25 protein-coding genes are annotated in these 24253 nt (G+C 60.5%); 12 read left to right on the forward strand and 13 right to left on the reverse strand.

Features of this window, described 5'->3' with window-relative positions; translation table 11 throughout:
• Nucleotides 1-97 precede the first annotated feature (97 nt).
• The 3 genes from topA to AB4N84_RS22240 all read left to right on the forward strand — a co-directional run bounded on the left by topA (nucleotide 98) and on the right by AB4N84_RS22240 (nucleotide 3674).
• Nucleotides 98-2701 (forward strand): type I DNA topoisomerase, encoded by a 2604-nt coding sequence (topA, locus tag AB4N84_RS22230; RefSeq protein WP_074749671.1) that lies wholly within the window; start codon nucleotides 98-100, stop codon nucleotides 2699-2701.
• Nucleotides 2702-2840: 139 nt separating this feature from the next.
• Nucleotides 2841-3362 (forward strand): DUF6586 family protein, encoded by a 522-nt coding sequence (locus AB4N84_RS22235; protein WP_074749672.1) that lies wholly within the window; start codon nucleotides 2841-2843, stop codon nucleotides 3360-3362.
• A gap of 75 nt (nucleotides 3363-3437) precedes the next feature.
• Nucleotides 3438-3674, forward strand: a complete 237-nt coding sequence (locus AB4N84_RS22240) for a hypothetical protein (protein ID WP_062382289.1) — start codon at nucleotides 3438-3440, stop codon at nucleotides 3672-3674.
• Nucleotides 3675-3788: 114 nt separating this feature from the next.
• On the opposite strand, the gene sulA is transcribed toward AB4N84_RS22240, so the two are convergent.
• The gene (sulA, locus tag AB4N84_RS22245; protein ID WP_074749673.1) at nucleotides 3789-4292 is read right to left on the reverse strand and encodes an SOS-induced cell division inhibitor SulA; all 504 of its coding nucleotides are present in this window, start codon (nucleotides 4290-4292) and stop codon (nucleotides 3789-3791) included.
• Between the two features lie 11 nt (nucleotides 4293-4303).
• Nucleotides 4304-4912: a transcriptional repressor LexA gene (gene lexA / locus AB4N84_RS22250; RefSeq protein WP_062382291.1), complete on the reverse strand. Its 609-nt coding sequence runs from the start codon at nucleotides 4910-4912 to the stop codon at nucleotides 4304-4306.
• A 251-nt stretch (nucleotides 4913-5163) separates the two neighbouring features.
• Here lexA and AB4N84_RS22255 point away from each other — a divergent pair, with 251 nt between their 5' ends.
• The 4 genes from AB4N84_RS22255 to AB4N84_RS22270 all read left to right on the forward strand — a co-directional run bounded on the left by AB4N84_RS22255 (nucleotide 5164) and on the right by AB4N84_RS22270 (nucleotide 8725).
• On the forward strand, nucleotides 5164-5874 hold the full coding sequence (locus AB4N84_RS22255; protein WP_460043205.1) for a TetR/AcrR family transcriptional regulator: 711 nt from the start codon (nucleotides 5164-5166) through the stop codon (nucleotides 5872-5874).
• Nucleotides 5875-5985: 111 nt separating this feature from the next.
• The gene (nagZ, locus tag AB4N84_RS22260; RefSeq protein WP_460047099.1) at nucleotides 5986-6984 is read left to right on the forward strand and encodes a beta-N-acetylhexosaminidase; all 999 of its coding nucleotides are present in this window, start codon (nucleotides 5986-5988) and stop codon (nucleotides 6982-6984) included.
• A gap of 9 nt (nucleotides 6985-6993) precedes the next feature.
• The gene (locus AB4N84_RS22265; protein WP_460043207.1) at nucleotides 6994-7734 is read left to right on the forward strand and encodes an S-methyl-5'-thioinosine phosphorylase; all 741 of its coding nucleotides are present in this window, start codon (nucleotides 6994-6996) and stop codon (nucleotides 7732-7734) included.
• Nucleotides 7735-8005: 271 nt separating this feature from the next.
• A complete protein-coding gene (locus AB4N84_RS22270) occupies nucleotides 8006-8725 on the forward strand; it encodes a tellurite resistance TerB family protein (RefSeq protein ID WP_460043208.1) in 720 nt (239 codons plus the stop codon).
• Nucleotides 8726-8734: 9 nt separating this feature from the next.
• Here AB4N84_RS22270 and AB4N84_RS22275 read toward each other — a convergent pair whose 3' ends face one another.
• The 9 genes from AB4N84_RS22275 to AB4N84_RS22315 all read right to left on the reverse strand — a co-directional run bounded on the left by AB4N84_RS22275 (nucleotide 8735) and on the right by AB4N84_RS22315 (nucleotide 16431).
• Entirely contained in the window at nucleotides 8735-8947 is a 213-nt protein-coding gene (locus AB4N84_RS22275; protein WP_460043209.1) for a YXWGXW repeat-containing protein, read from the reverse strand.
• An 88-nt stretch (nucleotides 8948-9035) separates the two neighbouring features.
• A complete protein-coding gene (locus tag AB4N84_RS22280; RefSeq protein WP_460043210.1) occupies nucleotides 9036-9509 on the reverse strand; it encodes a periplasmic heavy metal sensor in 474 nt (157 codons plus the stop codon).
• Entirely contained in the window at nucleotides 9506-9940 is a 435-nt protein-coding gene (locus tag AB4N84_RS22285) for a hypothetical protein (protein ID WP_460043212.1), read from the reverse strand. Before AB4N84_RS22285 ends, AB4N84_RS22280 begins: the two co-directional genes overlap by 4 nt.
• Nucleotides 9937-10545: an RNA polymerase sigma factor gene (locus AB4N84_RS22290; protein WP_460043213.1), complete on the reverse strand. Its 609-nt coding sequence runs from the start codon at nucleotides 10543-10545 to the stop codon at nucleotides 9937-9939. Before AB4N84_RS22290 ends, AB4N84_RS22285 begins: the two co-directional genes overlap by 4 nt.
• A gap of 106 nt (nucleotides 10546-10651) precedes the next feature.
• Nucleotides 10652-10972 carry a YXWGXW repeat-containing protein gene (locus AB4N84_RS22295; protein WP_074749682.1) on the reverse strand — a complete coding sequence of 107 codons (321 nt, stop codon included), beginning with the start codon at nucleotides 10970-10972 and terminating at the stop codon, nucleotides 10652-10654.
• Between the two features lie 389 nt (nucleotides 10973-11361).
• Nucleotides 11362-12645 carry an NAD(P)/FAD-dependent oxidoreductase gene (locus tag AB4N84_RS22300; protein ID WP_460043215.1) on the reverse strand — a complete coding sequence of 428 codons (1284 nt, stop codon included), beginning with the start codon at nucleotides 12643-12645 and terminating at the stop codon, nucleotides 11362-11364.
• A 31-nt stretch (nucleotides 12646-12676) separates the two neighbouring features.
• Nucleotides 12677-14041: a glutamine synthetase family protein gene (locus AB4N84_RS22305; protein ID WP_460043217.1), complete on the reverse strand. Its 1365-nt coding sequence runs from the start codon at nucleotides 14039-14041 to the stop codon at nucleotides 12677-12679.
• Between the two features lie 767 nt (nucleotides 14042-14808).
• Complete coding sequence (locus AB4N84_RS22310; RefSeq protein WP_062382299.1) at nucleotides 14809-15033, reverse strand: DUF6555 family protein; 225 nt, start codon at nucleotides 15031-15033, stop codon at nucleotides 14809-14811.
• Between the two features lie 255 nt (nucleotides 15034-15288).
• Entirely contained in the window at nucleotides 15289-16431 is a 1143-nt protein-coding gene (locus AB4N84_RS22315) for an aldose epimerase family protein (protein WP_074749685.1), read from the reverse strand.
• Nucleotides 16432-16744: 313 nt separating this feature from the next.
• On the opposite strand from AB4N84_RS22315, the gene AB4N84_RS22320 reads away from it, so the two are divergent.
• The 5 genes from AB4N84_RS22320 (at nucleotide 16745) to araH (ending at nucleotide 22180) form a co-directional block, all read left to right on the forward strand.
• Nucleotides 16745-17437, forward strand: coding sequence for a FadR/GntR family transcriptional regulator (locus tag AB4N84_RS22320; RefSeq protein ID WP_074749686.1), 693 nt, complete (start codon nucleotides 16745-16747; stop codon nucleotides 17435-17437).
• A gap of 66 nt (nucleotides 17438-17503) precedes the next feature.
• A complete protein-coding gene (locus AB4N84_RS22325; protein ID WP_074749687.1) occupies nucleotides 17504-18382 on the forward strand; it encodes an SMP-30/gluconolactonase/LRE family protein in 879 nt (292 codons plus the stop codon).
• 163 nt (nucleotides 18383-18545) lie between these two features.
• Entirely contained in the window at nucleotides 18546-19550 is a 1005-nt protein-coding gene (locus AB4N84_RS22330) for a substrate-binding domain-containing protein (RefSeq protein ID WP_074749688.1), read from the forward strand.
• A gap of 93 nt (nucleotides 19551-19643) precedes the next feature.
• Entirely contained in the window at nucleotides 19644-21173 is a 1530-nt protein-coding gene (gene araG, locus AB4N84_RS22335; RefSeq protein ID WP_074749689.1) for an L-arabinose ABC transporter ATP-binding protein AraG, read from the forward strand.
• Between the two features lie 41 nt (nucleotides 21174-21214).
• A complete protein-coding gene (gene araH, locus AB4N84_RS22340) occupies nucleotides 21215-22180 on the forward strand; it encodes an L-arabinose ABC transporter permease AraH (protein ID WP_460043218.1) in 966 nt (321 codons plus the stop codon).
• 102 nt (nucleotides 22181-22282) lie between these two features.
• Here araH and AB4N84_RS22345 read toward each other — a convergent pair whose 3' ends face one another.
• Complete coding sequence (locus AB4N84_RS22345) at nucleotides 22283-23611, reverse strand: amidase (RefSeq protein ID WP_460043219.1); 1329 nt, start codon at nucleotides 23609-23611, stop codon at nucleotides 22283-22285.
• A gap of 40 nt (nucleotides 23612-23651) precedes the next feature.
• Nucleotides 23652-24116, reverse strand: coding sequence for a helix-turn-helix domain-containing protein (locus AB4N84_RS22350; protein ID WP_074749692.1), 465 nt, complete (start codon nucleotides 24114-24116; stop codon nucleotides 23652-23654).
• Nucleotides 24117-24253 lie beyond the last annotated feature (137 nt).

Consider the following 24253-nt stretch of genomic DNA (forward strand, 5'->3'; position numbering starts at 1 on the left):
CAGTAGCCTCTGCTTGACCTCACCTTGTAGCCACTATATATAGCGGGGCCTCGACGGCTCCAACGTCTTTTTTCTCGCATTAGGAATTTTCCGATCCATGGGCAAATCGCTGGTCATTGTGGAATCCCCGGCTAAGGCCAAGACCATCAACAAGTACCTGGGCAGCCAGTACGTGGTGAAGTCGAGTATCGGCCATATCCGAGACCTGCCCACCAGCGGTTCGGCGAGCGCCGCCAAAGAGCCTGCTGCCAAGCGCGGCAAAACCGCGTCTGAAGCGCCTGCGCTGTCGCCCAAGGAAAAGGCCAAGCGCCAGCTCGTGGCGCGTATGGGCGTCGATCCGGAGCATGGCTGGAAAGCCAAGTACGAGATCCTTCCCGGCAAAGAGAAGGTGATCGACGAGTTGCGCCGGTTGGCGAAGGATGCCGACACCATCTATCTCGCGACGGACTTGGACCGCGAAGGGGAAGCCATTGCCTGGCACCTGCGCGAAGCCATTGGTGGTGACGACGATCGTTACAAGCGCGTGGTGTTCAACGAGATCACCAAGAAAGCCATCCAGGAGGCCTTCTCCAAGCCGGGCGAGCTGGACATCGACCGCGTCAATGCTCAGCAGGCGCGCCGCTTCCTCGACCGCGTCGTGGGGTATATGGTCTCGCCGCTGTTGTGGCAAAAGATCGCCCGGGGCCTGTCGGCAGGTCGCGTGCAGTCCGTTGCCGTGAAGCTGGTGGTGGAGCGCGAGCGTGAGATACGCGCCTTCATCCCGGAAGAGTATTGGGAAATTCATGCCGATCTGGGCACCGCCAAGGGCGCCAACGTGCGTTTCGAAGTGGCGCGCGAGAACGGCGAAGCCTTCAAGCCGCTGAACGAAGCGCAGGCCATGGCGGCACTGGAGAAGCTCAAGTCTTCTGCTTACAGCATCGCCAAGCGTGAAGACAAACCGACCAGCAGCAAGCCGTCGGCACCGTTTATCACCTCCACGTTGCAGCAGGCGGCGAGCAATCGTCTTGGCTACGGCGTGAAGAAAACCATGATGATGGCCCAGCGTCTGTACGAAGCGGGTTACATCACCTACATGCGTACGGACTCGACGAACCTGTCGGCCGACGCTGTGGCGATGGCGCGCACGTACATCGAAACCGAATTCGGCAAAAAGTACCTGCCTGAATCGCCGAACGTGTACAGCAGCAAAGAAGGCGCTCAGGAGGCTCACGAAGCGATTCGTCCTTCCGACGTCAATACCCACCCGAGCAAGCTGACGGGCATGGAGCGTGACGCTGAGCGCCTGTATGAGCTGATCTGGCGTCAGTTCGTGGCCTGTCAGATGCCACCGGCGCAATACCTGTCGACCACTGTGAGCGTGGCCGCGGGTCAGTTCGAGCTGCGTGCCAAGGGTCGTATCCTCAAGTTCGACGGTTACACCCGTGTGCTGCCTCAGATGAGCAAGCCTGGCGATGACGACGTGTTGCCGGACATGGCCCAGGGCGACACCCTGAAGCTGATCAAGCTCGACCCGAGTCAGCACTTCACCAAGCCGCCCGCGCGTTACTCCGAAGCGAGCCTGGTCAAGGAGATGGAAAAGCGCGGTATCGGTCGCCCGTCGACCTACGCGGCGATCATCTCGACCATTCAGGATCGCGGTTATGTGGCGCTTCACAACCGTCGCTTCTATTCGGAAAAGATGGGTGACATCGTCACGGAGCGTCTGTCCGAGAGTTTCTCGAACCTGATGGACTACGGCTTCACCGCCGGCATGGAAGAGAACCTCGACGACGTGGCGCAAGGCGAGCGTGACTGGAAGAACGTGCTCGACGAGTTCTACGGCGACTTCAAGAAAAAACTGGAAGTGGCCGAGGCTGCCGACAGCGGCATGCGCGCCAACCAGCCGGTCATGACGGATATCCCGTGCAAGGTGTGCGGACGGCCGATGCAGATTCGTACCGCATCGACGGGCGTGTTCCTCGGTTGCTCGGGCTACAGCCTGCCGCCGAAAGAGCGCTGCAAGGCCACTGTCAACCTGACGCCGGGCGATGAAATTGCCGAGGACGACGAGGGTGAGTCGGAATCCCGCGTTCTGCGCGGCAAGCACCGTTGCCCGGTGTGCAGCACCGCCATGGATGCTTACCTGCTGGATGAGAAGCACAAACTGCACATCTGCGGTAACAACCCGGACTGCACCGGTTACGAGATCGAAGAAGGCACCTACCGCATCAAGGGCTATGAAGGCCCGAGCGTCGAATGCGACAAGTGTGGCGGCGAGATGCAGCTCAAGACCGGCCGTTTCGGCAAGTTCTTCGGCTGCACCAACTGCAAGAACACACGTAAGCTGCTGAAGAGCGGTGAAGCGGCGCCGCCCAAGATGGACCCGGTTAAAATGCCGGAGCTCAAGTGTGAGAAGGTGGACGACACCTACATCCTTCGTGACGGCGCTTCGGGCCTGTTCCTGGCAGCCAGCCAGTTCCCGAAAAATCGCGAGACCCGTGCGCCACTGGTGTTGGAAATCGTGCCGCACAAGGACGAGATCGATCCGAAGTACCACTTCCTGTGCGAAGCGCCGAAGAAAGATCCAGATGGCCGTCCGGCAGTGATCCGTTACAGCCGCAAGTCCAAGGAGCAATATGTGCAGACCGAAGTGGACGGCAAGCCGACAGGCTGGCGCGCGTTCTACGACGGCGGCACCTGGAAGGTCGAAGACAAGCGTTGATCGAGCCCGCCTGATTCCCGTCAGACTGGCGAGCCTTCGCGCTTTGCGTTAAAAGATCCCTCGGCGTGCACCGTGCGCCGAGGGATTTTTTTGACCCTGGCTTACTCGTTCAAATTTCATTGATGTGGAGGCCGTCGTCATGGCTCACGAACTCTATACCCGCACCAATCAGAAGATTTTCTTCGCAGGACTCGCGCTGGAATCCATGGCCAAGGCCAAAGAAAGCCGGGCCATGAACGCACAGGGGCTGGAGCAAGCCGAGCGGGAGTCGGCAGTGTTTCATCTGTACGGCGCATTGTTGGGGCTGTGCCACGAAATTGCGGGCTTCTATCGCCTGCCGCAGGCCAACTCCCCGCGCGCCGAGGACCTCCTGACGCCGCAGGTGCTGGAGGCCATCGCCATTCCTGAAATGGGTGAGCTGGTTGAACTGGCACAGCAGCGCGAAACCTGGCTGGCGCAATTGCTGGCATCCTACAACGCGTTGTTTCAGCCGCCTCGTGCCCCGAAAAAACCGAAAGGCGATGTCACTCAGCCGTTGATCATTGCCGTCGGTGGCGACGAATCAGCAGAGCCTGTGTTGACCCGCGAGGAGATGGAAAGCTGGCGTCAGCAGCTCAAGGGGCTCGCCATCCGCTTTCGTGAAGGGTTGAGTGAGTGCTGAGACAGAATGATCGATGGGCTAGGGCATGAGTCATCAGGCTGTTACAATGCCCGCCTTTCGTGGAGAACTGTCCTGATGCCAACCTCTTTTCTGGAAATCGTTGAACTGCCTGACGGTCGCATCGAGCTGCGCCGCGCCGAGGATGAAGGGTCCCTCGTGACCTTGAATTTTTCCGAGGACGCCAAGGCATTTCTGCAGGGTCAACACGTTGAAGTCGCCAAGGCGATGCTCAGCGTTGGCGTGCAGATGGCCGGCCGCCTGGCCGAAGGCGAGTTGAGCAAAGAAGAAGAGGGGCCTCGGGTCCTGCATTGATTCTGCGTCGCTCCTGTTCAGGATCGGCATCGTCGCATGTCTACCAGCCGGCTTCTTTGCGATAAAGAAGCCCGGGATATTCCCTTACCTGTCCCGTGCGTCCGTTGAGGCGTTTCAGCCCAGACGAATGTTCAGGCTTTGTGCGCTCCCGCTTCGCGCTGCGCTGACCAGTTGCTGGCGTGCGTGGCTGGAGATGGGGTTGATCCAGCTCACCACGGTGTGGCTGCGGCCCAGACGCAAGGCCTCGCGAGTCAGTTCCAGCGCGCTTTGCGTGCCCCGTGGCTGCATCATGATAATGCGCTCCCGGTTTAGTCCTGCGTCGCGAAGCCACGCTTGCGTCACGCTGGCTGGAGGTGCGATCAGGGTGAGCCAGCGATCATTTGTGTCCTGGCTCAGGTCGCGCAGAATCGGCGCAAGCAGGTTCAGGCAGTTTCCGGCGGCGCCGCGCAATGACAATTCACTGAAGACTTCGGGTTCGTTGCTCCAGGGCGATTCGACGATGTCGTCCAATACCGGTACCTGAAGCCGCGGAACGTCGAGCATGGGCAGGCTGGGTGCCATGAATGCTTCGAACAGCGGCAGTTGTGCATGTTGTTGCGGTGTCTGTGGGAACTGCATAAACGTTCTCCTTAGCGGCGAATGACGCCAACGCTCAGCCCTTCAATAACGAGATCCTGATCTTTCAGGTTGACTTCAATGGGCGCGAAGTCTGGATTCTCGGCAATCAGCCAGACCTTGCTGCCCTCACGCTTGAAGCGTTTGACGGTGACTTCATCACCGATCCGCGCCACGACGATCTGGCCGTTACGGGCTTCACGGGTGGTGTGCACCGCCAGCAGGTCGCCATCGAGGATGCCGACGTCTTTCATGCTCATGCCGTGAACCCGCAACAGGTAATCGGCGCTGGGATGGAAGAAGGCGGGATTGATCGCCAGGGACTCTTCAATGTGTTGCTGCGCCAGGATCGGGGCGCCCGCCGCCACACGGCCGATGATCGGCAGGCCGCTTTCTTCGGTCTTGGCTTCGAAGCCTGGTATCCGGATGCCCCGCGAAGCGCCCGGTGTCATTTCGATTGCGCCCTTGCGGGCCAGCGCCTTGAGATGTTCTTCCGCAGCGTTCGGTGATTTGAACCCCAGTTCCTGAGCGATCTCCGCGCGGGTGGGCGGGTAGCCGTTGTCTTCAAGGCAGCGTTTGATGAAGTCCAGAATCTCGGCTTGGCGTGACGTCAGTTTGATCATGTGCATCGCTCTGGCTTTTTATACAGTGACTGGGATTATATACAGTGATTGCGTCTTGGCAATCCTCCATTTCAGTGGTCGGGCCTGACGGTTGTTCCTCAGAGCCGTTACGTCGGCGGGAGAGAGTGTCTCAACGCCCCGGTTTGTATGATTAAATGGCGTGACTGATCAGGCAGAAAGCGAACAGCCAGGGTTGACAGCGCGTCGACTGAAACGTATGTTTCAAACAAGTGTTTGTCAGGCGATTAACCATGGCTCAGTCGGAAACAGTTGAACGAATTCTCGATGCTGCGGAGCAGCTGTTCGCGGAAAAGGGTTTTGCCGAAACGTCGTTGCGGCTCATCACCAGCAAGGCCTCCGTGAACCTTGCAGCGGTCAACTACCATTTCGGTTCGAAGAAGGCGCTGATTCAAGCCGTGTTCTCGCGGTTTCTCGGGCCTTTCTGCGCCAGCCTCGATAAAGAGCTGGAACGTCGTCAGGCCAGGCCCGAGCACAAGCCGACACTTGAAGAGCTGCTTGAGATGCTCGTCGAACAGGCGCTGGTCGTGCAGCCTCGAAGCGGCAATGATTTGTCTATTTTCATGCGCTTGCTGGGGCTGGCGTTCAGTCAGAGTCAGGGCCATTTGCGGCGTTATCTGGAAGACATGTACGGCAAGGTTTTTCGCCGTTACATGCTGCTGGTCAATGAAGCCGCACCGCGTATTCCCCCGATCGAACTGTTCTGGCGCGTGCATTTCATGCTGGGTGCCGCAGCGTTCAGCATGTCCGGCATCAAGGCCCTGCGCGCCATCGCGGAAACCGATTTTGGTGTCAACACCTCCATCGAACAGGTCATGAGGCTGATGGTGCCGTTCCTTGCCGCTGGCATGCGTGCCGAAACCGGTGTCACTGATGCTGCGATGATCAGCGCCCAGCTCAAGCCACGCAGCAAAAGCGCCGCACCAGCCCCTGCAAAAGTCTGATCCTGGGCTTGCTGCCACGTCGAGGGTGCGAGCATTTGCATCGCACCCGTCGATCCCTCACCATGCCGCACTGAGCAACGGTTGTTGAAGGATCTTCATATGAGTTCTGGCCTGCAAGGCTCCCTGATGGTGGATATCGCCGGTACCTGGCTGACATCCGAAGATCGTCAGTTTCTGCGTCAGCCCGAAGTGGGCGGCCTGATTATTTTCGCGCGAAACATTGAAAGCCCTCGGCAGGTCCGCGAGCTGAGTGCGTCCATTCGCGCCATTCGTCCCGACCTGCTGCTCGCGGTGGATCAGGAGGGCGGTCGCGTTCAGCGCCTGCGTCAGGGTTTCGTGCGTTTGCCCGCCATGCGTGCGATCGCGGACAACCCGAATGCCGAGTTTCTGGCCGAGCAATGTGGCTGGTTGATGGCTACCGAGGTGCTGGCGGTCGGCTTGGACCTGAGCTTTGCGCCGGTCCTGGATCTGGATTACCAACGCAGCGCCGTGGTCGGTAGCCGTTCATTCGAAGGCGATCCAGAACGTGCGGCGTTGTTGGCAGGTGCGTTTATTCGTGGCATGAACGATGCGGGCATGGCGGCCACCGGCAAGCATTTTCCAGGTCATGGCTGGGCCGAGGCGGACTCCCATGTGGCCATTCCCAATGACGAGCGCAGCCTGGAAACCATTCGCGCCAACGACCTGGTGCCCTTCGCGCAATTGAGCAGGCAGCTGGCGGCCGTGATGCCCGCGCATGTCATCTACCCGCAAGTCGATTCGCAACCCGCAGGCTTTTCGCGCCGTTGGCTGCAAGACATCTTGCGCGGGGAGTTGGGCTTCGACGGTGTGATCTTCAGTGACGACCTGTCCATGGCCGGTGCTCACGTGGTCGGTGATGCGGCCAGCAGGATCGAAGCGGCTTTGACGGCAGGTTGCGACATGGGGCTGGTGTGCAACGATCGCTCGGCGGCGGAGCTGGCCTTGAGCGCTGCGCAACGGATGAAGCTCAGCGTACCTGCGCGCCTCGCTCGCATGCGCGGCCAGGGCCTGGTCACCACCGAATACCGTCAGCATCCACGCTGGCTGGCGGCGCTGGGCGCTTTGCGCTCCGCTCAACTGATCGATTAAGGATTTGCCATGACTGTTTACGCGATTATCGGCGGCACTGGCCTGACGCAACTGGACGGTCTGACCATTCGGCAGTCACTGCCAATGAACACCCCCTATGGCGCTCCGTCGGGTGACATTCAGGTGGGCGAGTACGCCGGGCGTGAAGTAATGTTTCTAGCACGTCACGGCCATCCGCATCGTTTTCCGCCGCACAAGGTCAACTACCGCGCCAATATCTGGGCCTTGAAGCAGGCAGGCGCGCAAGCCATTCTGGCGGTCAACGCGGTTGGGGGCATTCACCCTGACATGGGCACAGGACATTTCTGCGTTCCCCATGATCTGGTGGACTACACCAGCGGGCGTGAACACACCTTTTTTGCGGACGATCTGGAGCAGGTCACGCACATCGACTTCAGTTATCCCTATAGCGAGCCGTTGCGCGCGCGTCTGATTGCAGCGCTGGCGGCAGAAGGGTGCGCGTTCAGCGATTTCGGCGTCTATGCGTGCACCCAGGGTCCGCGTCTGGAAACGGTGGCGGAGATCGTTCGTCTGGAGCGTGACGGCTGCGACATCGTCGGCATGACCGGCATGCCGGAGGCCGCCTTGGCCCGAGAGCTGGAGCTGGACTATGCGTGTCTGGCGCTGGTGGTGAATCCGGCCGCGGGTAAATCTTCGGCCGTGATCACCATGGCTGAAATCGAGCAGGCGCTGCACGACGGCATTGGCAAGGTCAAGGCAACGTTGGCGCGGGTGCTCAGCGCTGCTTGATCAGGAGGTAACGACAGGCACCGGCAATCGGTGCCTGCCATCCTGTGCGTTCGCTGTGAGCGCAGTTGTCTGCCGGGCGTTGATCCGGCTTTAGCATGCCCTCTTTCCTTCGTTGAGCGAAAACTCGCCGATGCTGGCGCGCAGTGCGTTTGCCCGTGGCGGGCCTGCGGCCGCAGGTGATGTGTCAATGTCGGCCAGACGGTCATGGCTCTCCACCGTCCGGGGGCTATCGTTGGAATTCGGCGTACGCTTATTGGATGAGGACAGAGTCATGAACACCAGTGATTTGCTGGAACAACTCTTGCGCGCGAGTCAGGGATCCGCGACGCAGCAACGTACCGATACCGCAGGGCAAGGCGGTTTGGGTGGTTTGCTCGGTGGTTTGTTGGGCGGCGGTGGATCCGGCGCCGGCGCGGGAGGGCTCGGTGGCCTGCTCGGTGGTTTGTTAGGGGGTGGAGCCGCGAGCGGCGGTCTTGGGCGAAATGCGCCGGCGCGCCATGGCGGTACGAATTACGCGATGCTGGCGTCATTGGGGATGATGGCGTTCCAGGCGTACCAGGCCTGGCAGCGGCAACAGGCCTCAGCGCCACAACAAGCGCCGCGGACGGTGGATCAGTTGGCCGGCCCGGAGGCGGAGGATCACAGTCACGCGATCCTGCGCGCATTGATTGCCGCCGCGAAAGCGGATGGGGAGATCGATGACCAGGAAAGGGCGATGATCAGCAAAGAAATCGCTCAGCACACGGACGATCCTGGACTGCAGCAGTGGCTGGACAATGAGGTCGCCAAACCGCTCAACGCCACCGAGGTCGCGCAGTCAGCGAAAAATGAGCCGGGCATGGCGGCAGAAATGTACTTGGCAAGCGTCCTGCTGGTGGACGATCAACAGGACGCCGAGCGTCATTATCTGGATGAGTTGGCCGCTGCGTTACAGATAGACCCACAGCTGCAGGTCCATCTTGAGCAGCAGGCCAAGGGGACCGCTGCCTGAGGGTTCGCTTTAGATTCTGCGCCAGTGACCTGGCACCCACAGCCATTGGTTACCGCCCCAGCGATAGTGTCCGCCGACCCATTGCGCCCCGGGGGCGGGCATGACCGGAACCACTTCGACAGGCGGCGGTGGTCGGCGTGGGTGAGGGCGTTCGATAACGCAACCTGACAACGAGATCGTCACTGCCGTGGCGATCAATACAGCCTTGATGATTCGCAGCATAAGTAATCCTTGTTTCATCCTGCCTCGGCCAGAGGGATGAGGCGTACAAGGGTTTAACGCGGCTGTGGGCAAAATCCGTCGCCCACGTTCAGTCGTTCATCACCTTTGGGGCGTTATTGTGGCGGCGCGAGGCGATCGCTTCGGCCAGCGTCTTTCGCTCATCCGCAGGCAGGCTGGCGGCAAAATCCGCCAGCGTGGCATCGACCCGTGTGCGTAAGGTGATGTCAGCGGTGCGCGCGCGGTCCAGGTCGGCGTCCAGCGCATCGCGATCCAGCGTCGGGGCTTGGAGGCGATGAATGACGTCCAGATGCGCCTGACGACTGGCAACGATCAGCGGCTTATTTTTCAAGCGGGTTTCACGCAGCATTCGCCGCAGTTGATGCCGCTGCGCCTCGGGCAGTTGCGCGAGTGTCTGGCGTAAGCCGTGCTGCACCATCGTTCCTGTCGTGCGCTGATGGCTGGACCATTGATAAAGCCCGCCGACCACGCCCCCGATGAGGAAGACATTGAGCAGCAGCGACGCCACCAGCAGGGTTTTCAAGCGCTTTGACGATTGAATCATTGCTCGCTCTCCTCGGCATCCAGGCTCAGCATCAGGTCGGCATCGCCATGATCGAAAATGCTTGGAAGCACATCGGGCGTGCCGGTCAGCGGCAGGCTGAGGGAGGCCACCAGCATGCCGGCAGCGATGCCCGCCACGCCCGCGCCGACGAAGCCGAGACGCGGCAGCCAGTTTGAAAAACGCGACCGCAAAGCGGGGCGCTCGACTGCAAATGCCGAGGCGACGACCTGTTGAATCAGCCGTACATCCGGTTGTGCCGCCTGATGGGTGTCCAGTCGCTGATCGAGCCAGGCCGCCAGGTCCAGTGCGCCAAGCACGCGTGTATTACCGCTCGCGATCAGTGTGCGTGCATCCTCGCGTTCGGCTTCGGGCCAGTGTTTGAGGTCGGCGCCGTAGGCATCGGCCAGATGGGCAAAACGTTCGGGCGTCATCGCTTTCCTCTCCCTGGTGTGACCGTCCCGTCTGATTCGACGCGGTCCGATTCGGCTAAATAGCGGCGCAGGTTTCGCCTTGCTCGCGAGAGCAGGCTTTCCAGTGCCTCGACACTGACCTCCATGAGCGCCGCCGCTTCGATGTTCGACAGCTCCTGGTAGTACTGCAAGACGATGGCCTCACGTTGACGTTCCGGCAATGCGGCCAGCGCCGCGGCCAACTGTGTGCTTTGCGCCTGATCCTGTAACTGCTCTTCGGGCGACGGCGAGCTGTCGATCGCTTCGATCAGCTGTTCGTCTTCCAGGGCGACGGCATTCAGCGGCCGCTCTCGGCGACTGCGCAAGCGGTCGTAACACAGGTTCAGCGCTACGCGGTGCAGCCACGTATCGAATCGGGCTTGGCCACTGCGCCAACTGGACGCGTTTTTCCAGACCCGCAGAAAACTTTCCTGGGCGATGTCACGTGCTTCTTCGGCGTCGCCCAACATTCTGCTGGCCAGCGCGAGCAAGCGGGGCAACTTGCGCGACACCATTTCTTTTACGGCCTCCGGGTCGTTGTTGCCGACGCGGGCCAACAACTCGATGTCCGGATCAGTGTCTTTCAATAGGGCGTGTCTCGGTCCGGTCACTGGGCAGCCAGATCCGATTGAGGGCTGGCGGGAAAGTGGGCTGAACTATCCTGTAACTACAGACCACAATCCCGCCATTGGTTCAGCGCACCCAGCGACCTTCTATCCAGTACCAGTTAGGACCTCGCGCCTCCCAGTGTCCGGGCTCCCAGCGGGCATTACGCCGCACCGGCTGCCAGTGACCCGGAACCCAGGCATAACCCCGGCCTTGCCAGCGCCAGTGTCCACGGTCCCATGCATAACCGGGACGAGCGCCCGGGATGGGCTCCATGCGCACGGGTGGAGGGGCTTGCTGAATGATGACCTCGGTCCTTGCATAGACCGGTGTGCTGGCCAACGCCGCGAAGGCCAGCGGGATGATCAGGGCATAGCGTAATTTCGCCAGAGATGGTGGGACTCTCATGACAACTCCTTGATGCCTGCACGCGAAAGTGAGTGCAGCTAAGGGTTTAACGCAGGACGCGCCGATGTCCGTCGCGGGAAACGCCATTTTTTTTTAAAAAAAGGGTGCGTTCGTAACGACGGATGCTGTCGGGTTGTTCCGTTCAATGGATAACGCTGACGCCGGCGGGTCCCGTTGGCTGACAGCCGCCCGCGTTCTATGAGAGGAAAATGTCCATGTCCCGATCCCTGAAACTGCTCGCCCTCTGCGCCCTGATTCTGAGCCTCGGAGGCTGTATCATCCTGCCGGGTCATCGCCATTGCTGTTGGCGCTATGACGCGGTCGAGAGTCGTTGACGTTTGACGTTGATTGCGCAGCCGGGCTGATCGCCCGGCCCCCGTTTCAGGGTCTCAGCGCAGCCGTTCAAGCATCTGGTAGTACCACATACCCGCCGCCAGCATCGGGTTGCCGAGGACATCGCCCATCGGCACGCGGATGTGCTGGCACGCGGCAAACGTGTCGAATTGCTCCAGATGGCCTGTGATCGCCCGGCTCATGATCTCGCCCATGATATGGGTGGTCGCGATGCCGTGCCCCGAGTAACCCTGGCAATACCAGACGTTGTCCGACAGCTTGCCGAGCTGCGGGATGCGGTTGATCACGATGCCCATCGCGCAGCTCCACTGATAGTCGATGGCCACGCCTTTCAGGGCCGGGAACGTGCGTTCGATGCACGGGCGCAGTTCAGCGGCAATGTCCCGCGAATCCCTGCCGCTGTAGTTGGCACCGCCCCCGAACAACAGCCTTCCGTCGGCCGTCATCCGGTAGTAGTCGAGAACGAAACGGCAGTCGTACACCGCGAGGTTTTCCGGGTTGAGCTCGGTCGCGAGCGTGCCCAGAGGCGCGGTGGTCACGATGCCGCCCATGGCCGGAAAGATTTTGCCCTTGAGTTTGCCGGGCTCCAGGCGGTGGTAGACGTCGCCTGCCAGCATCACCTGTTTCGCGTCGATGCGCCCGTGGGCCGTGATGACAGCGGGCCGGTCACCGTGAACGATCTGCACGACTTCGCTGTTCTCGAAGATCAGTGCGCCCAGTCCTTCTGCTGCCCGGGCTTCGCCAATGCACAGGTTGAGCGGGTGCAGGTGCAGGTTGCGGGTGTTCTTGATCGCGCCGTAGTAAAGGTCGGTTTGCAGGATGTCCCGCACCTGGCTGCGGTCGAGCAGGGTGACCTCGTCCCCCATGCCTCGACGCACCGCTTCGTCATGGTCGTGCTTGAGGCCGTTCATGTGGCCGGGTTTGTAGGCAGCGTGGAGGTGGCCGTGTCGCAGGTCGCAGGCGATGGCGTATTTTTCGACGCGACGTCGAATGATCTCGTGTCCGCGCCAGCGCAGTTGCCAGATGAAGTCGTCGACGTCGTTGCCCAGGGTTTTGCGCATCTGCTTGCGCATGGCGTCGTCGCCCGAGAGGCTGCCGGTCACCTGTCCTCCATTGCGTCCCGTCGCTCCCCAGCCGATCTTGTGGCTTTCGACAATAGCGACCTTCAGGCCTTGCTCCGCCAGTTCCACTGCCGTGGCGACGCCGGTGAAGCCGCCGCCAATGATCACCACGTCGACCTGATGTTGGCCGTGCAGCGTCGGGTAGTCCGTTTCCTGATTCAGGGTTGCGGTGTAGTAGGAATTGCTTCGTGCTGTCATGTCCGATACTCGTCAGAAGTGGGTTCAATGGTCAGGCTTGCGTCAGGTACCAACGCCAGTCCTGCTCCCCCACCTCGGCCATGAACTGCCGATATTCCGCGCGCTTGACGGCCAGGTACACCCCCAGGAATTCCGTTCCCAGCGCATCGCGGGCCCATGCCGAGTTTTCCAGTGCGGTCAGCGAGGTCAACCAGTCAGTGGGCAGCAGGCGCGTCGCTTGCGCGTAGCCGTTGCCCTCGACGGGTGCGCCTGGGTCGATGCTGTGTGTGATGCCGCGATGGATGCCCGCGAGGATCGCAGCCGCCGCCAGATAAGGGTTGGCGTCGGCGCCGCAGATACGGTGTTCGATGTGGCGGGTGTGCGCCGGTCCACCCGGCACGCGCAGGCTGACGGTGCGGTTATCCACGCCCCATGTCGGCGCGAGCGGCGCGTAGCTGTTGGCCTGAAAGCGACGATAGGAATTGGCGTTCGGACAGAACAGCAGCAACGAGTCGAGCAGCGACTCGAGCATTCCCCCAACGGCGTAGCGCAGCAGTGGCGTGCCCGCCGGATCTTGCGACGCAAACAGATTGTGGCCGTCTGCGTCGGCGATGCTGACGTGCATGTGCATACCGGTGCCGGCGAGGTCGTCGAACGGTTTGGCCATGAACGTAGCCTGCATGCCGTGCGTGTGCGCGACGGCCTTGACCAGGCGTTTGTAGCGCACGGCCTGATCCATGGCTTCAAGGGCGTCGCCGTGTTCCAGGGTGATTTCCACTTGCCCGGGCGCGTATTCGGAGATCGCCGTGCGCGCGGGAATGCCGTGCAGCCTGCAGGCGGCATAGAGGTCGGCGAGGAAGGGTTCGATCTGTTCCAGTTCTCGCAGTCCGTAGACTTGCGTGTGGCGAGGGCGGGAGCCGTCGGCGTCCGGCGCGGGTTGCGGACGGCCATTGGCGTCGCGTTTGGCATCGAGCAGATAAAACTCGAGCTCGCAGGCCATGACCGGGTAATAGCCGTCGGCGTTCAAGCGCTCGATGACCTTGATCAGCAGGTGACGAGGATCGGCGATGCTGGCTGGCACACCCTCGGTCGGGTGCATGCTGACCTGTACTGCGGCGGTTGGAATCTGCCGCCACGGCAGGCGCACCAGGCTGCCCTCCAGCGGGTAGGCGCGGCAATCGATGTCACCCACGTCCCAGACCAGTCCTGAGTTCTCGACATCGTCGCCTTGCAGCGTCAGGCCCAGAATCGTACTCGGCAACGGCCGTCCATTTTCATAAACAGCGATCAGCTCATCGCGGTGCAACAGCTTGCCGCGCGGTACGCCGTTAGCATCGAGGATGAACAGTTCGAACATCTCGATATCGGGGTGTTGAGTGAGAAAACGCTGGGCATGTTCAACGGGTGCAAATTTCATGGGTCTCTCGCTTGCGCCGCATGGGCGCGCAGGATCAGGCCACGTGACAACGCCAAGCGTGCAGGCGCGAGGTCGTGGTGGCAGGCGTACTGAAAGGGGAAAAGCGAACGGACTTGGCGCGATTGTCGAGGCGCGCTCAAGCGAGAGACGAGGTATCCGGCGGACGGGCAGAGTGCCGTACTTTGGAACGGCGCAAGGCCATGGGGAGGTTGGTGATTCGCATGACCTGTCGGGGTCCGATTCAATGAATGTTCGACAGCAGCATTGCTGCAACGCTGGAAGTTAATAGACCTGTTCAGGCCAACTTGCAAGTATCGGGTGAGTTCTTTGCAGGCCAACGCGGGCGTCGAGGCGGTGGAGCAGAGGCACCTTTTGACGCGTTTTCTGGCGAGGGCCTACGCTGGGTAGTCCTTGAAAGTCAACGGGATATCGTTCAAAAAGTTGTCCACGGAAAGCGTGAATATCTCTGTGGATAACTGGCTGCAAGCCATTAAACGCAAGGGCTGACTCGTAATGATCGTTTAATGATCAGTTCCTTCAATGGCACCGATGCAGTGCGCCAATTGTCAGAAATCCATTCAGCGGCGGGGCTGGGTTAAAGCAGTTGGAAGAGCGTCCATGACCGGCTGCAAAAGGTCACTCAGCATGGATGGAGCTTAACGGCTGCGCTCGCGAGGAAGTTCGCTCTCGCAGGTTTGCAGCAGACCCGCAGATGCTGCCGAGGAGAGGGCAGAGCACAGCGCTCTGCCCAAGACTGAGCCCTCGTCTCAGGATTCAGCCCACTCAACATCCGTCAGCCCGAGTTGCTCGGCTTTGGGTTTGCTGACTTTCGGCACTTTGTCCGAACGGTACTTCGGTATCTGCCCGAATCCTGCGTCCACGGATGCCCAATGCCAGGCCGATGCGTTGTCCATGGCTTCGGCACTGATGTAGAAGCTTTTGTACTTGCCATGCAGCAGATAATCGATTCTGAAGTGCTTGTACTGTGCCACTCTTGCAAACCTCCGTATCAGTCGCTCACAGTTCAGTGAGTCGCTGCTGTGCGGAAAATTCACTCGAAATAATGCTTTGGGTGCCAAACGGTTACGTTCGGTACAGAAGAGGGCGGGCGAAAAACCGGATGGACGCGAATGGATGGATCGTGGTCCTGAGGAGGGGAGTACGCGTTCAGGCGCGGCTTGCGGGAGTCGCGGTGGACGAGTAAACAGGCATTCGCCATGCCTAGGGCATGGCGAATGTGGTTGGGTTTACTTGCTGACGAACTTGAACACGGTGGTCTGCGTGTAGGCCTTGCCTGGATCAAGACGTGTCGACGGGAAACCCTTCTGGTTCGGTGAGTCAGGGTAGTGCTGTGTTTCCAGGGTGAAGGCGCCCCAGTGCGGGTAAATCTTGCCGCCCTTGCCTTTGACGGTGCCGTCCAGGAAGTTGCCGGTATAGAGCTGTACGCCAGGTTCGCTGGTGAACAGTTGCAGGTGACGACCGGATTTGGGATCGACCACTTCAGCGGCCAGCGCCGATACCTTGCCCTTGGTGTCCAGCACCCAGTTATGGTCATACCCGCCCTGAGTGGGTTCGGCGAACTTCAGCTGTTCGTTATCTTCCCGGATTCGCTTGCCGAACGCAGTGGGCTTGAGGAAGTCCAGCGGTGTGCCCGCCACGGGCGGCAGGTCGCCTGTCGGAATCAGCTTCACGTTGACAGGCGTGTAGTGCGACGCCTTGACCATCGCCACCTGGTCGAGGATGTCGCCATTGCCGGCACCCGCCAGGTTGAAGTAACTGTGGTTGGTCAGGTTCAGCACCGTCGGCTTGTCGGTGGTGGCGTGGTACTGAATGCGCAGCTCATTCTTTTCGTTGAGGCTGTAGGTCACCTCGGTTTTCAGGGTGCCGGGGAAGCCCATTTCTCCGTCGGCCGACACATAGGTCAGTTTGACCCCGACCCAGCCCTTGTCCTTGATCTGCTCAGCCTTCCACACCTGCTTGTCGAAGCCCTTCGGGCCGCCGTGCAATGCATTGGTCTTGTCGTTCTGCGGGACTTGATAGGTCGTGCCGTCGAGGCTGAATTTGCCATCTGCCAGGCGGTTGCCGAAGCGCCCGATGGTTGCGCCGAAGTAGGAGGTGCCTTTGAGGTAGCCGTCCAGGTCATCGAAGCCCAGTACGACGTCCTCGGTCTTGCCGTGTTTGTCCGGCACCAGCAGCGACTGCAGAGTGCCACCGTAGGTGATGACTGTGGCCTGCATGCCGAGGCTGTTGCGCAGGGTGTATTTCTCGACGGTGGTGCCATCCGGCATCTTGCCGAAAGCCGCGTGTTCCGCAGAGAGCCCGGCGGCATTTGCCTGAAGGGCTGCTGCGAGCAGTGAGAGCCCAATAGCAGGGATAAGCGTCTTCCTCATTACGTCCTTCCTTTTGTTGTTTTAGGAACAGCGACAGGCTGCAAGATCCATCAACAAGGAGAGTCACCTTGCCGCGGAGGCTTGCAACTGGAATTCGTAATACTATTCGGTGTCTCATCACCGAATTAATCGATTTATAGAGCAAAACCACTCGATTTAAAAATAAATTGTAATACTATTGAGGCGCGGTCAGTCTGATGCGATTCGTCGAACAGGTTTAGACGAGCTTTTTCGGGTTGTACAGGCGTTTGACACTCAATCGTATGATGATTAGCCTCGATTCGCGGAAAACGCCGCGAGGAGGGGTGGTCGAATGAGCAACAGTTTTCACGCGTCGACGGTAGACCGCCTGGGTGCCTGGATTGCTCAAGGCAACGTAGGGGCAGGGCAGTCGTTGAAGGTCGAGGCGGCCTTGGGTGAAGAGTTCGGGGTCAGCCGTACGGTGATCCGCGAAGCGATCAAGACGCTGGTGGCCAAGGGCATGCTGGAAGTCGGTCCGAAGGTGGGGACGCGGGTTTTGCCGGTCCGCAACTGGAATCTGTTCGACCCGCAAGTCGTCGGTTGGTTAGCGGCCAAAGGCTTGCCCGCCAGCTTTGTGATGGACCTGCTCGACCTGCGCCGCGCGATTGAACCGATGGCGGTGCGTTGGGCGTGTGAACGTGCGACGCCGCAGCAGATTGACGAGATTCAGGCCGCGTACCGTGTGCTGGAGACCAGCGTCAAGGACAAGGGTGACTACAACCACGCCGACCAGCGTTTCCACGAAGCGGTGCTGGCGGCCAGTCACAACCAGTTCATCGAGCAGATGCTGCCCGCGCTCGGTGCGCTGCTGGCGATTTCGTTCGAGGTGTCCTCGGCCGTACCGGGTGAACTGGGCAGAACGTTGCCGTTGCACAAGGACCTGGCCGACGCCATCGCAACACGTGATTCGGCTCGGGGTGTCTGGGCCTGCATGAGTCTGATTGAAAACGCCTGCGAGGTGATCTCGCGATCGCTGGCGCATTAAGCGTTCGAAGGTCAGTAGACAAGAGGGGGCGTCGGCCCCCGACAAGAATAAAAAAGGACATTCGCTATGAAGTGGCAGCCGGTCAGTGACCAGCGATTCAAATTGGCCGAAGGGCCGTTCTGGGATGACGTTCAACAGTCGCTGTACTGGGTCGACATCGCCGGATTCCGCGCGCTGCGCCTGCATCAAGGGCAGGTGCGCCACTGGCAATTCAACGAGCCGGTGTCTGCGTTCATTCCCACTGTTCACGGTGACGCACTGGTGACTCTCGCCAGCGGTGTCTACCGGCTTGACCTTGATTCTCCCGCTGACCACCCCGCGTTTTCGCTGCTGTGCGTCGCCGACCCGATTTCGGGCAACCGCGCCAATGAAGCTCGGTGTGACCGCCAGGGCCGACTGTGGCTCGGCAGCATGCAGAACAACCTGGATGCCGAAGGCGGCGACCTCCCACTGGAGCGGCGTTCCGGCGGGATTTATCGGGTCGATGCCGATGCTCGCGTCACGCCGTTGCTCAATGGGCAAGGCATCGTGAACACCTTGCTTTGGGCTGATGACGACCACGCGTTGCTGAGCGCCGACAGCCTCGACGGGGTGATCTATCGCTACCCGATTCAGGCTGACGGAGCGCTGGGCGAGCGCACGCTCTGGGCGCAACAACACGAACGCGGCGTGCCCGACGGCTCCGCCATGGATGCCCAGGGCTATGTGTGGAACGCCCGATGGGGCGGTCACTGCCTCATTCGCTTTGCGCCGGATGGCCGTGTCGACCGGATCGTCGAAGTGCCGCTGAGTCATCCCACCAGTTGCGTGTTCGGCGGACCGGACATGACCACGCTGTTCGTCACCAGTGCCAGACCGGCCAGTGATGCGCTGGAGCTGGATGGCTGTGTGATCAGCGTCGAAACGGGCATCCGAGGGCAGGTTTCACATCGTTTTTCCGGATGAATGTCGGACCGCTCAAGAGGGTGTGACACTCGGTTACATAGACGTCATTGATAATATGATATGACTGTTTTCAGTCGATCGACGCCCGCGCCGGTAACGGTTCGGTCGTCACGACATTCACTGCTGAACGCTGTAGCTAGTCAATAAAAATAAGGAGTTAGCTATGTTGAGTCGCCACGGGATTCGTTCCCTGTGCTGTGCCGCTGTTGCCACCGCCATTCTGGGCATGAGCGGCGGTGTGTCCGCTGCCGACAAGGTCAAAATCGGATTTCTGGTCAAGCAGGCTGAAGAGCCCTGGTTCCAGACCGAATGGGCCTTCGCTGAACAGGCGGGCAAGGATCACGGTTTTGAAGTGATCAAAATTGCCGTACCGGACGGCGAGAAAACCCTCTCCGCGATTGATAACCTGGCCGCCAATGGCGCCAAGGGTTTTGTCATCTGCCCGCCTGACGTCTCCCTCGGCCCTGCCATCGTCGCCAAAGCCAAGGCTAATGGCCTGAAGGTCATGGCGGTGGACGACCGCTTCGTCGACGCCAAGGGCAAGTTCATGGAAGACGTGCCGTACCTGGGCATGGCGGCGTTCGAAGTCGGCCAGAAACAGGGCGCGGCGATGGCCACTGAAGCGCAGAACCGCAAGTGGGACTGGAAAGAAACCTACGCGATCATCAACACCTACAACGAACTGGACACGGGCAAGAAACGCACCGACGGTTCGGTTGATGCGCTGAAAAAAGCCGGTCTGCCAGAAGACCACATCCTCTTCACGCCGCAGAAAACCCTCGACGTACCTGGCAGCATGGACGCCACCAACGCGGCCTTGCCTAAACTGCCAAGCGGCGCGAAAAACCTCATCGTCGGCGGCATGAACGACAACACCGTTCTGGGTGGCGTACGTGCCACCGCCGGCGCAGGTTTCGCCCCGGCCAACGTGATCGGTATCGGCATCAACGGCACCGACGCCATCGACGAACTGAAGAAGAAGGAAAGCGGCTTCTTCGGCTCGATGCTGCCTAGCCCGGACAAAGAGGGCTACAACACCGCCCTGCAAATGTACGAGTGGGTCACCACCGGCAAGGAACCTGCGAAGTACACCGCCATGGACGACGTGACCCTGATCACCCGCGCCAACTTCAAGGACGTGCTGACCAAAATCGGTCTGTACAAGTAACGCGGCAGTCGAGTCGGGACGCCTGAAGTTCAGGCGGATATCTGCAAGACCTCGCTCCACTCCGTCAGGGGTGGAGCGAGGTGGAGGTGGTTCATGCAACAGGCATCGGTTCAACAACAAACGCAGCACGGCGGCAGCCTGCGCTTCAACGGGATCGGCAAGACATTTCCCGGCGTGAAGGCCCTGTCGGACATCAATTTCGAAGCTCGGCCAGGCAGCGTTCATGCGCTGATGGGCGAGAACGGCGCGGGCAAATCGACGCTGCTGAAGATCCTCGGCGGTTCGTATCAGCCCAACAGCGGCGACCTGCAGATCGGCGACGAGCATCTGGCGTTCAAGTCCACGGCCGACAGCATTGCCGCTGGCGTAGCGGTGATTCACCAGGAGCTGCATCTGGTGCCGGAAATGTCGGTGGCGGAGAACCTGCTGCTCGGCCACATGCCCAACCGCTGGGGCATGGTCAATCGTCGGGCGATGATTCGTCGCGCGCGGGAGCTGTTAAAGGGCCTGGCCGACGAAATCGATCCGGGCACTCGTCTGGGCGATCTGTCGCTGGGGCAACGCCAGTTGGTGGAAATCGCCAAGGCCATGTCGCGCAACGCCCACGTCATCGCTTTCGATGAGCCCACGAGCAGCCTGTCGGCGCGGGAAATCGACCGGCTGATGGCGATCATTGTCAAGCTGCGTGACGAAGGGCGGGTCATTCTCTATGTGTCCCATCGCATGGAAGAAATCTTCCGCGTCTGCGATGCGGTGACCGTGTTCAAGGATGGCCGCTTCGTGCGCACCTTCGAGGACATGGCCGAGCTGGATCACGACCGGCTGGTGACCTGCATGGTCGGGCGCGACATTCAGGACATCTACAACTACCGTCCACGTCAGCATCAAGGGCCGAGCCTGCGGGTGACTGGTCTCATGGGACCGGGGCTTCAGGAGCCTGCGAGTTTCGCGGTGCAGAAGGGCGAGGTGCTGGGCTTTTTCGGCTTGGTCGGCGCGGGCCGTACTGAACTGTTCCGCATGCTGTCGGGCCTGACCCGCAGTCAGGCCGGCACGTTGCAGCTGGAGGGGCAGTCGCTGAATCTGCGTTCCCCTCGCGACGCCATCGACGCCGGGATTCTGCTCTGCCCGGAGGATCGCAAGAAGGAAGGCATCGTGCCGCTGTCCAGTGTCGCCGAGAACATCAACATCGGCGCGCGGCCACGGCACGTGCACCTGGGCTGCCTGATTCAGGGCAAGTGGGAGCGGGAAAACGCCAAGGGCCAGATCCGCTCAATGAACGTCAAGACACCTTCGCCAGATCAGCAAATGCTGTTCCTCTCGGGCGGCAATCAGCAGAAGGCCATTCTCGGTCGCTGGCTCTCGATGCCGATGAAGGTCCTGCTGCTGGACGAGCCGACACGCGGCATCGACATCGGCGCCAAATCCGAGATCTACCAGATCATCCATAACCTGGCCGCCGACGGCATCGCGGTCATCGTGGTGTCCAGCGATCTGATGGAAGTCATGGGTATTTCCGACCGCATTCTGGTCATGAGCGAAGGCGCTATCACCGGCGAGCTTTCTCGCGATGAGGCCAATGAACAACGTTTGTTGCAATTGGCACTGCCGCGCACACGCGGCTGAACAATCTGGTCACGACAGTGAAAAATAAAAACGAGGTGCGTATGTCTACCGAAACCAGCCTGACGGCTCCCCGCCAGGGCATGAACATGCGTCGATTCGTCGACGATTGGGCGATGCTTCTGGCTGCACTGGGTATCTTTGTGCTCTGTGCCTTGCTGATCGACAACTTCATGTCCCCGTTGAACATGCGTGGCCTGGGTCTGGCGATTTCCACGGTCGGTATTGCCGCCTGCACGATGCTGTATTGCCTGGCCTCCGGGCATTTCGACCTGTCGGTCGGGTCTGTACTGGCCTGCTCCGGGGTCATCGCGGCCATCGTCATCCGCGACACCGACAGCGTGTTTCTTGGCGTCTCAGCAGCACTGGCCATGGGCTTGGTGGTGGGCCTGATCAATGGCATCGTCATCGCCAAGCTGCGCATCAATGCGCTGATCACGACACTGGCGACCATGCAGATCGTTCGCGGGCTGGCTTACATCTTCTCCAACGGCAAGGCTGTCGGCGTCGGCGAGGAATCCTTCTTTGTGTTCGGCAACGGCCAGCTGTTCGGCGTGCCGGTGCCGATCCTGATCACTGTCGTGTGCTTCGTGTTCTTCGGCTGGCTGCTCAACTACACCACCTACGGCCGCAACACGCTGGCCATCGGGGGCAACCAGGAAGCGGCGTTGTTGGCCGGTGTGCATGTTGATCGCACCAAGATCATCATCTTCGTCGTGCATGGCGTCATTGGCGCTCTGGCGGGTGTGGTGCTGGCCTCGCGCATGACGTCCGGGCAGCCAATGGTTGGTCAGGGGTTCGAGCTGACGGTGATTTCTGCCTGTGTACTGGGCGGTGTGTCACTGAGTGGCGGGATCGGCATGATTCGCCATGTGATTGCCGGGGTGCTGATTCTGGCGATCATTGAAAACGCGATGAACCTGAAGAACATCGACACCTTCTACCAGTACGTGATTCGCGGCACGATCCTGTTGCTGGCGGTGATCATCGACCGGATGAAGCGTCGCTAAACCGAGCAGCACTACCAGCGGGCTCGCCCGCGATCCATTGTTCAGGCACCGCGAGGGTGTCTGAACGACTGCGCTCGCGGGCACTCATGATCCTGAGGAGTATTACGCGTCGAGGCTGCGCTCGATCCATGCGCAAAACGCCAACGTGGCGGTGTCGCTCATGACGGGCCCTATCAACTGCACGCCTAGCGGCAAACCTTGCGGCCCGAACCCAACCGGCAGGTTCAGGCTTGGTAATCCCAGCAAGCTCCAGATTCGCGAGAACAGTGGGTCGCCAGTGCGCTCAAGCCCCTGTTCGGCCTCGCCGCAAGCACTGGGCGTCAACAACAGGTCGTAATCGACAAATCCACGTCCCAGCTGATGCCTTGCCGAAGCCACCTGAGCACGGTGTCTCAGGCTGTCTTCAAAGGTCACCCGTGACCCGCGCTCCAGCATCGTTTTCAGGCGTTCACTCAACTGATCCGGGTGGTTCAAGCGCTCATCGCTCAACGCCTTGAACGCCTCGGCGCACATGACCTCATTGTGTACCTCGGTCAGAGCGCAGACGGCGTCGGTCAGTGTGACATCGACCACCCGCACGCCTGCCTTGATCAACCGTTGAACCGTGGCTTCAAACGCTTGTTGTGCGGCGGGGCTGGCGTTGTCCCAATGGGGCGTCCGGCACACGCCGACGCGAGGTTTGGCGTCTTGGGGCAGTTGACGCCATTGCGGGGCGTTGGCCAGTACCGAGGTCAGCAAGGCAACGTCTTCGACACTGCGCCCGAACCCGCCAACGGTGTCCAGCGACTCGCTGAGACTCTTGATGCCAGCCCGCGGAATCAGACCAAAGCTGGGCTTGAAGCCGACGATGCCGCAATAGGCGGCCGGTCGAATCACCGACGCAGCGGTTTGCGTGCCCAGCGCGAGCGGCACCATATGTGCGGCAACGGCAGCGGCCGAACCGCTCGATGATCCGCCGGGCGTGTGGGCGCGGTTGTGCGGATTGCGAGTCGGACCGGGTGTGAACGTCGCGAACTCTGTGGTGACCGTCTTGCCCAAGACGATTGCACCGGCTTCCCGGCACAGCGCGACGGCCGCTGCGTCGTTGACGGGCTGATGGCGTTGATAGATCGGCGAGCCATAGCCAGAAGGAAAGTCTCGAGTGTCGAACAGGTCTTTGACGCCCAGCGGCAAGCCATGCAAAGGGCCGCGCAAAGGGCCGTTGTCGAGTTGTCGAGCGTGCGCCATCGCGCGTTCCGCATCGTACTGGCGCCAGGCCAGAACTTCAGGTTCTCGTCGCTGAATACGTTCAAGGCATGCGGTGAGCAGGTCCTGAGCGCTCAGTTCGCGACGTTGAAGCAGGCGAGCGGCGGCGCAGGCAGTGAGGCGGGTGAGGTCGTGGTCGGCGAGGGGCACGGTGCTGTCCAGAAGGTCTGACGGTGCCCGGATCATGCCCCAACGTCCGTTGAGTTGTACACCGTGGCTGCGTGAATCAGCTCAGTTTCGAGGTGACGAAAATCAGTCTCACAGACGCTTGCGCAAGTGCCTGTGCTTCAGAACGAATGGTATCGAGTTCCTTCTTCACCGCTTCATCAGCGGTGTCGTTCACCCGGGACTCGATCAGCAACGCCATCTGGTAAAGCGCATCGATGAGTCCATGGAGGTTGCGATGCAATTGATGGGTGACCTTGCCCAGATGTTCATCGACGACATGGCTGGGTGGCGGCGTCACTGAAGTATAGGGGCCGACGTCCGATGACCGGGTGCCGGTCATGACGTACGTGATATCGACGCCAGCGTCGACGAGGCGCAACAGATAATCGGCTTTTGGATATCGGGCGCCACTTTCGTAGTTGCCTTGTGCATTGGTTTCTACTCCGCCGAGGGTGCCCATTGCACTTTGCGAAAGTTTGAGACGATGGCGTTCCTGACGCAGTCTCGGACCTATCCCTGTCATAAGTTTCTCCCTGGTTTGGTCATTCACCGTTGTGTGGAAAAGCGACCCGTCGGGTTACCTCTCACCTCCACTCTCATGCACCGAGAGTGTGGACGACATACGGTTTATTGCGACGGCAGCAATGCATCGTGTGGGCC

The organism is Pseudomonas sp. S2_H01 (assembly GCF_054668305.1).

What these genes read in the sequence shown, in the direction of transcription:
- topA (WP_074749671.1), top strand. Translation starts at nt 98, where the DNA reads ATGGGCAAATCGCTGGTCATTGTGGAATCCCCGGCTAAGGCCAAGACC.
- AB4N84_RS22235 (WP_074749672.1), top strand. Translation starts at nt 2,841, where the DNA reads ATGGCTCACGAACTCTATACCCGCACCAATCAGAAGATTTTCTTCGCA.
- AB4N84_RS22240 (WP_062382289.1), top strand. Translation starts at nt 3,438, where the DNA reads ATGCCAACCTCTTTTCTGGAAATCGTTGAACTGCCTGACGGTCGCATC.
- sulA (WP_074749673.1), bottom strand. Translation starts at nt 4,292, where the DNA reads ATGCAGTTCCCACAGACACCGCAACAACATGCACAACTGCCGCTGTTC.
- lexA (WP_062382291.1), bottom strand. Translation starts at nt 4,912, where the DNA reads ATGATCAAACTGACGTCACGCCAAGCCGAGATTCTGGACTTCATCAAA.
- AB4N84_RS22255 (WP_460043205.1), top strand. Translation starts at nt 5,164, where the DNA reads ATGGCTCAGTCGGAAACAGTTGAACGAATTCTCGATGCTGCGGAGCAG.
- AB4N84_RS22265 (WP_460043207.1), top strand. Translation starts at nt 6,994, where the DNA reads ATGACTGTTTACGCGATTATCGGCGGCACTGGCCTGACGCAACTGGAC.
- AB4N84_RS22270 (WP_460043208.1), top strand. Translation starts at nt 8,006, where the DNA reads ATGAACACCAGTGATTTGCTGGAACAACTCTTGCGCGCGAGTCAGGGA.
- AB4N84_RS22275 (WP_460043209.1), bottom strand. Translation starts at nt 8,947, where the DNA reads ATGCTGCGAATCATCAAGGCTGTATTGATCGCCACGGCAGTGACGATC.
- AB4N84_RS22280 (WP_460043210.1), bottom strand. Translation starts at nt 9,509, where the DNA reads ATGATTCAATCGTCAAAGCGCTTGAAAACCCTGCTGGTGGCGTCGCTG.
- AB4N84_RS22285 (WP_460043212.1), bottom strand. Translation starts at nt 9,940, where the DNA reads ATGACGCCCGAACGTTTTGCCCATCTGGCCGATGCCTACGGCGCCGAC.
- AB4N84_RS22295 (WP_074749682.1), bottom strand. Translation starts at nt 10,972, where the DNA reads ATGAGAGTCCCACCATCTCTGGCGAAATTACGCTATGCCCTGATCATC.
- AB4N84_RS22300 (WP_460043215.1), bottom strand. Translation starts at nt 12,645, where the DNA reads ATGACAGCACGAAGCAATTCCTACTACACCGCAACCCTGAATCAGGAA.
- AB4N84_RS22305 (WP_460043217.1), bottom strand. Translation starts at nt 14,041, where the DNA reads ATGAAATTTGCACCCGTTGAACATGCCCAGCGTTTTCTCACTCAACAC.
- AB4N84_RS22315 (WP_074749685.1), bottom strand. Translation starts at nt 16,431, where the DNA reads ATGAGGAAGACGCTTATCCCTGCTATTGGGCTCTCACTGCTCGCAGCA.
- AB4N84_RS22320 (WP_074749686.1), top strand. Translation starts at nt 16,745, where the DNA reads ATGAGCAACAGTTTTCACGCGTCGACGGTAGACCGCCTGGGTGCCTGG.
- AB4N84_RS22325 (WP_074749687.1), top strand. Translation starts at nt 17,504, where the DNA reads ATGAAGTGGCAGCCGGTCAGTGACCAGCGATTCAAATTGGCCGAAGGG.
- AB4N84_RS22330 (WP_074749688.1), top strand. Translation starts at nt 18,546, where the DNA reads ATGTTGAGTCGCCACGGGATTCGTTCCCTGTGCTGTGCCGCTGTTGCC.
- araG (WP_074749689.1), top strand. Translation starts at nt 19,644, where the DNA reads ATGCAACAGGCATCGGTTCAACAACAAACGCAGCACGGCGGCAGCCTG.
- araH (WP_460043218.1), top strand. Translation starts at nt 21,215, where the DNA reads ATGTCTACCGAAACCAGCCTGACGGCTCCCCGCCAGGGCATGAACATG.
- AB4N84_RS22345 (WP_460043219.1), bottom strand. Translation starts at nt 23,611, where the DNA reads ATGATCCGGGCACCGTCAGACCTTCTGGACAGCACCGTGCCCCTCGCC.
- AB4N84_RS22350 (WP_074749692.1), bottom strand. Translation starts at nt 24,116, where the DNA reads ATGACAGGGATAGGTCCGAGACTGCGTCAGGAACGCCATCGTCTCAAA.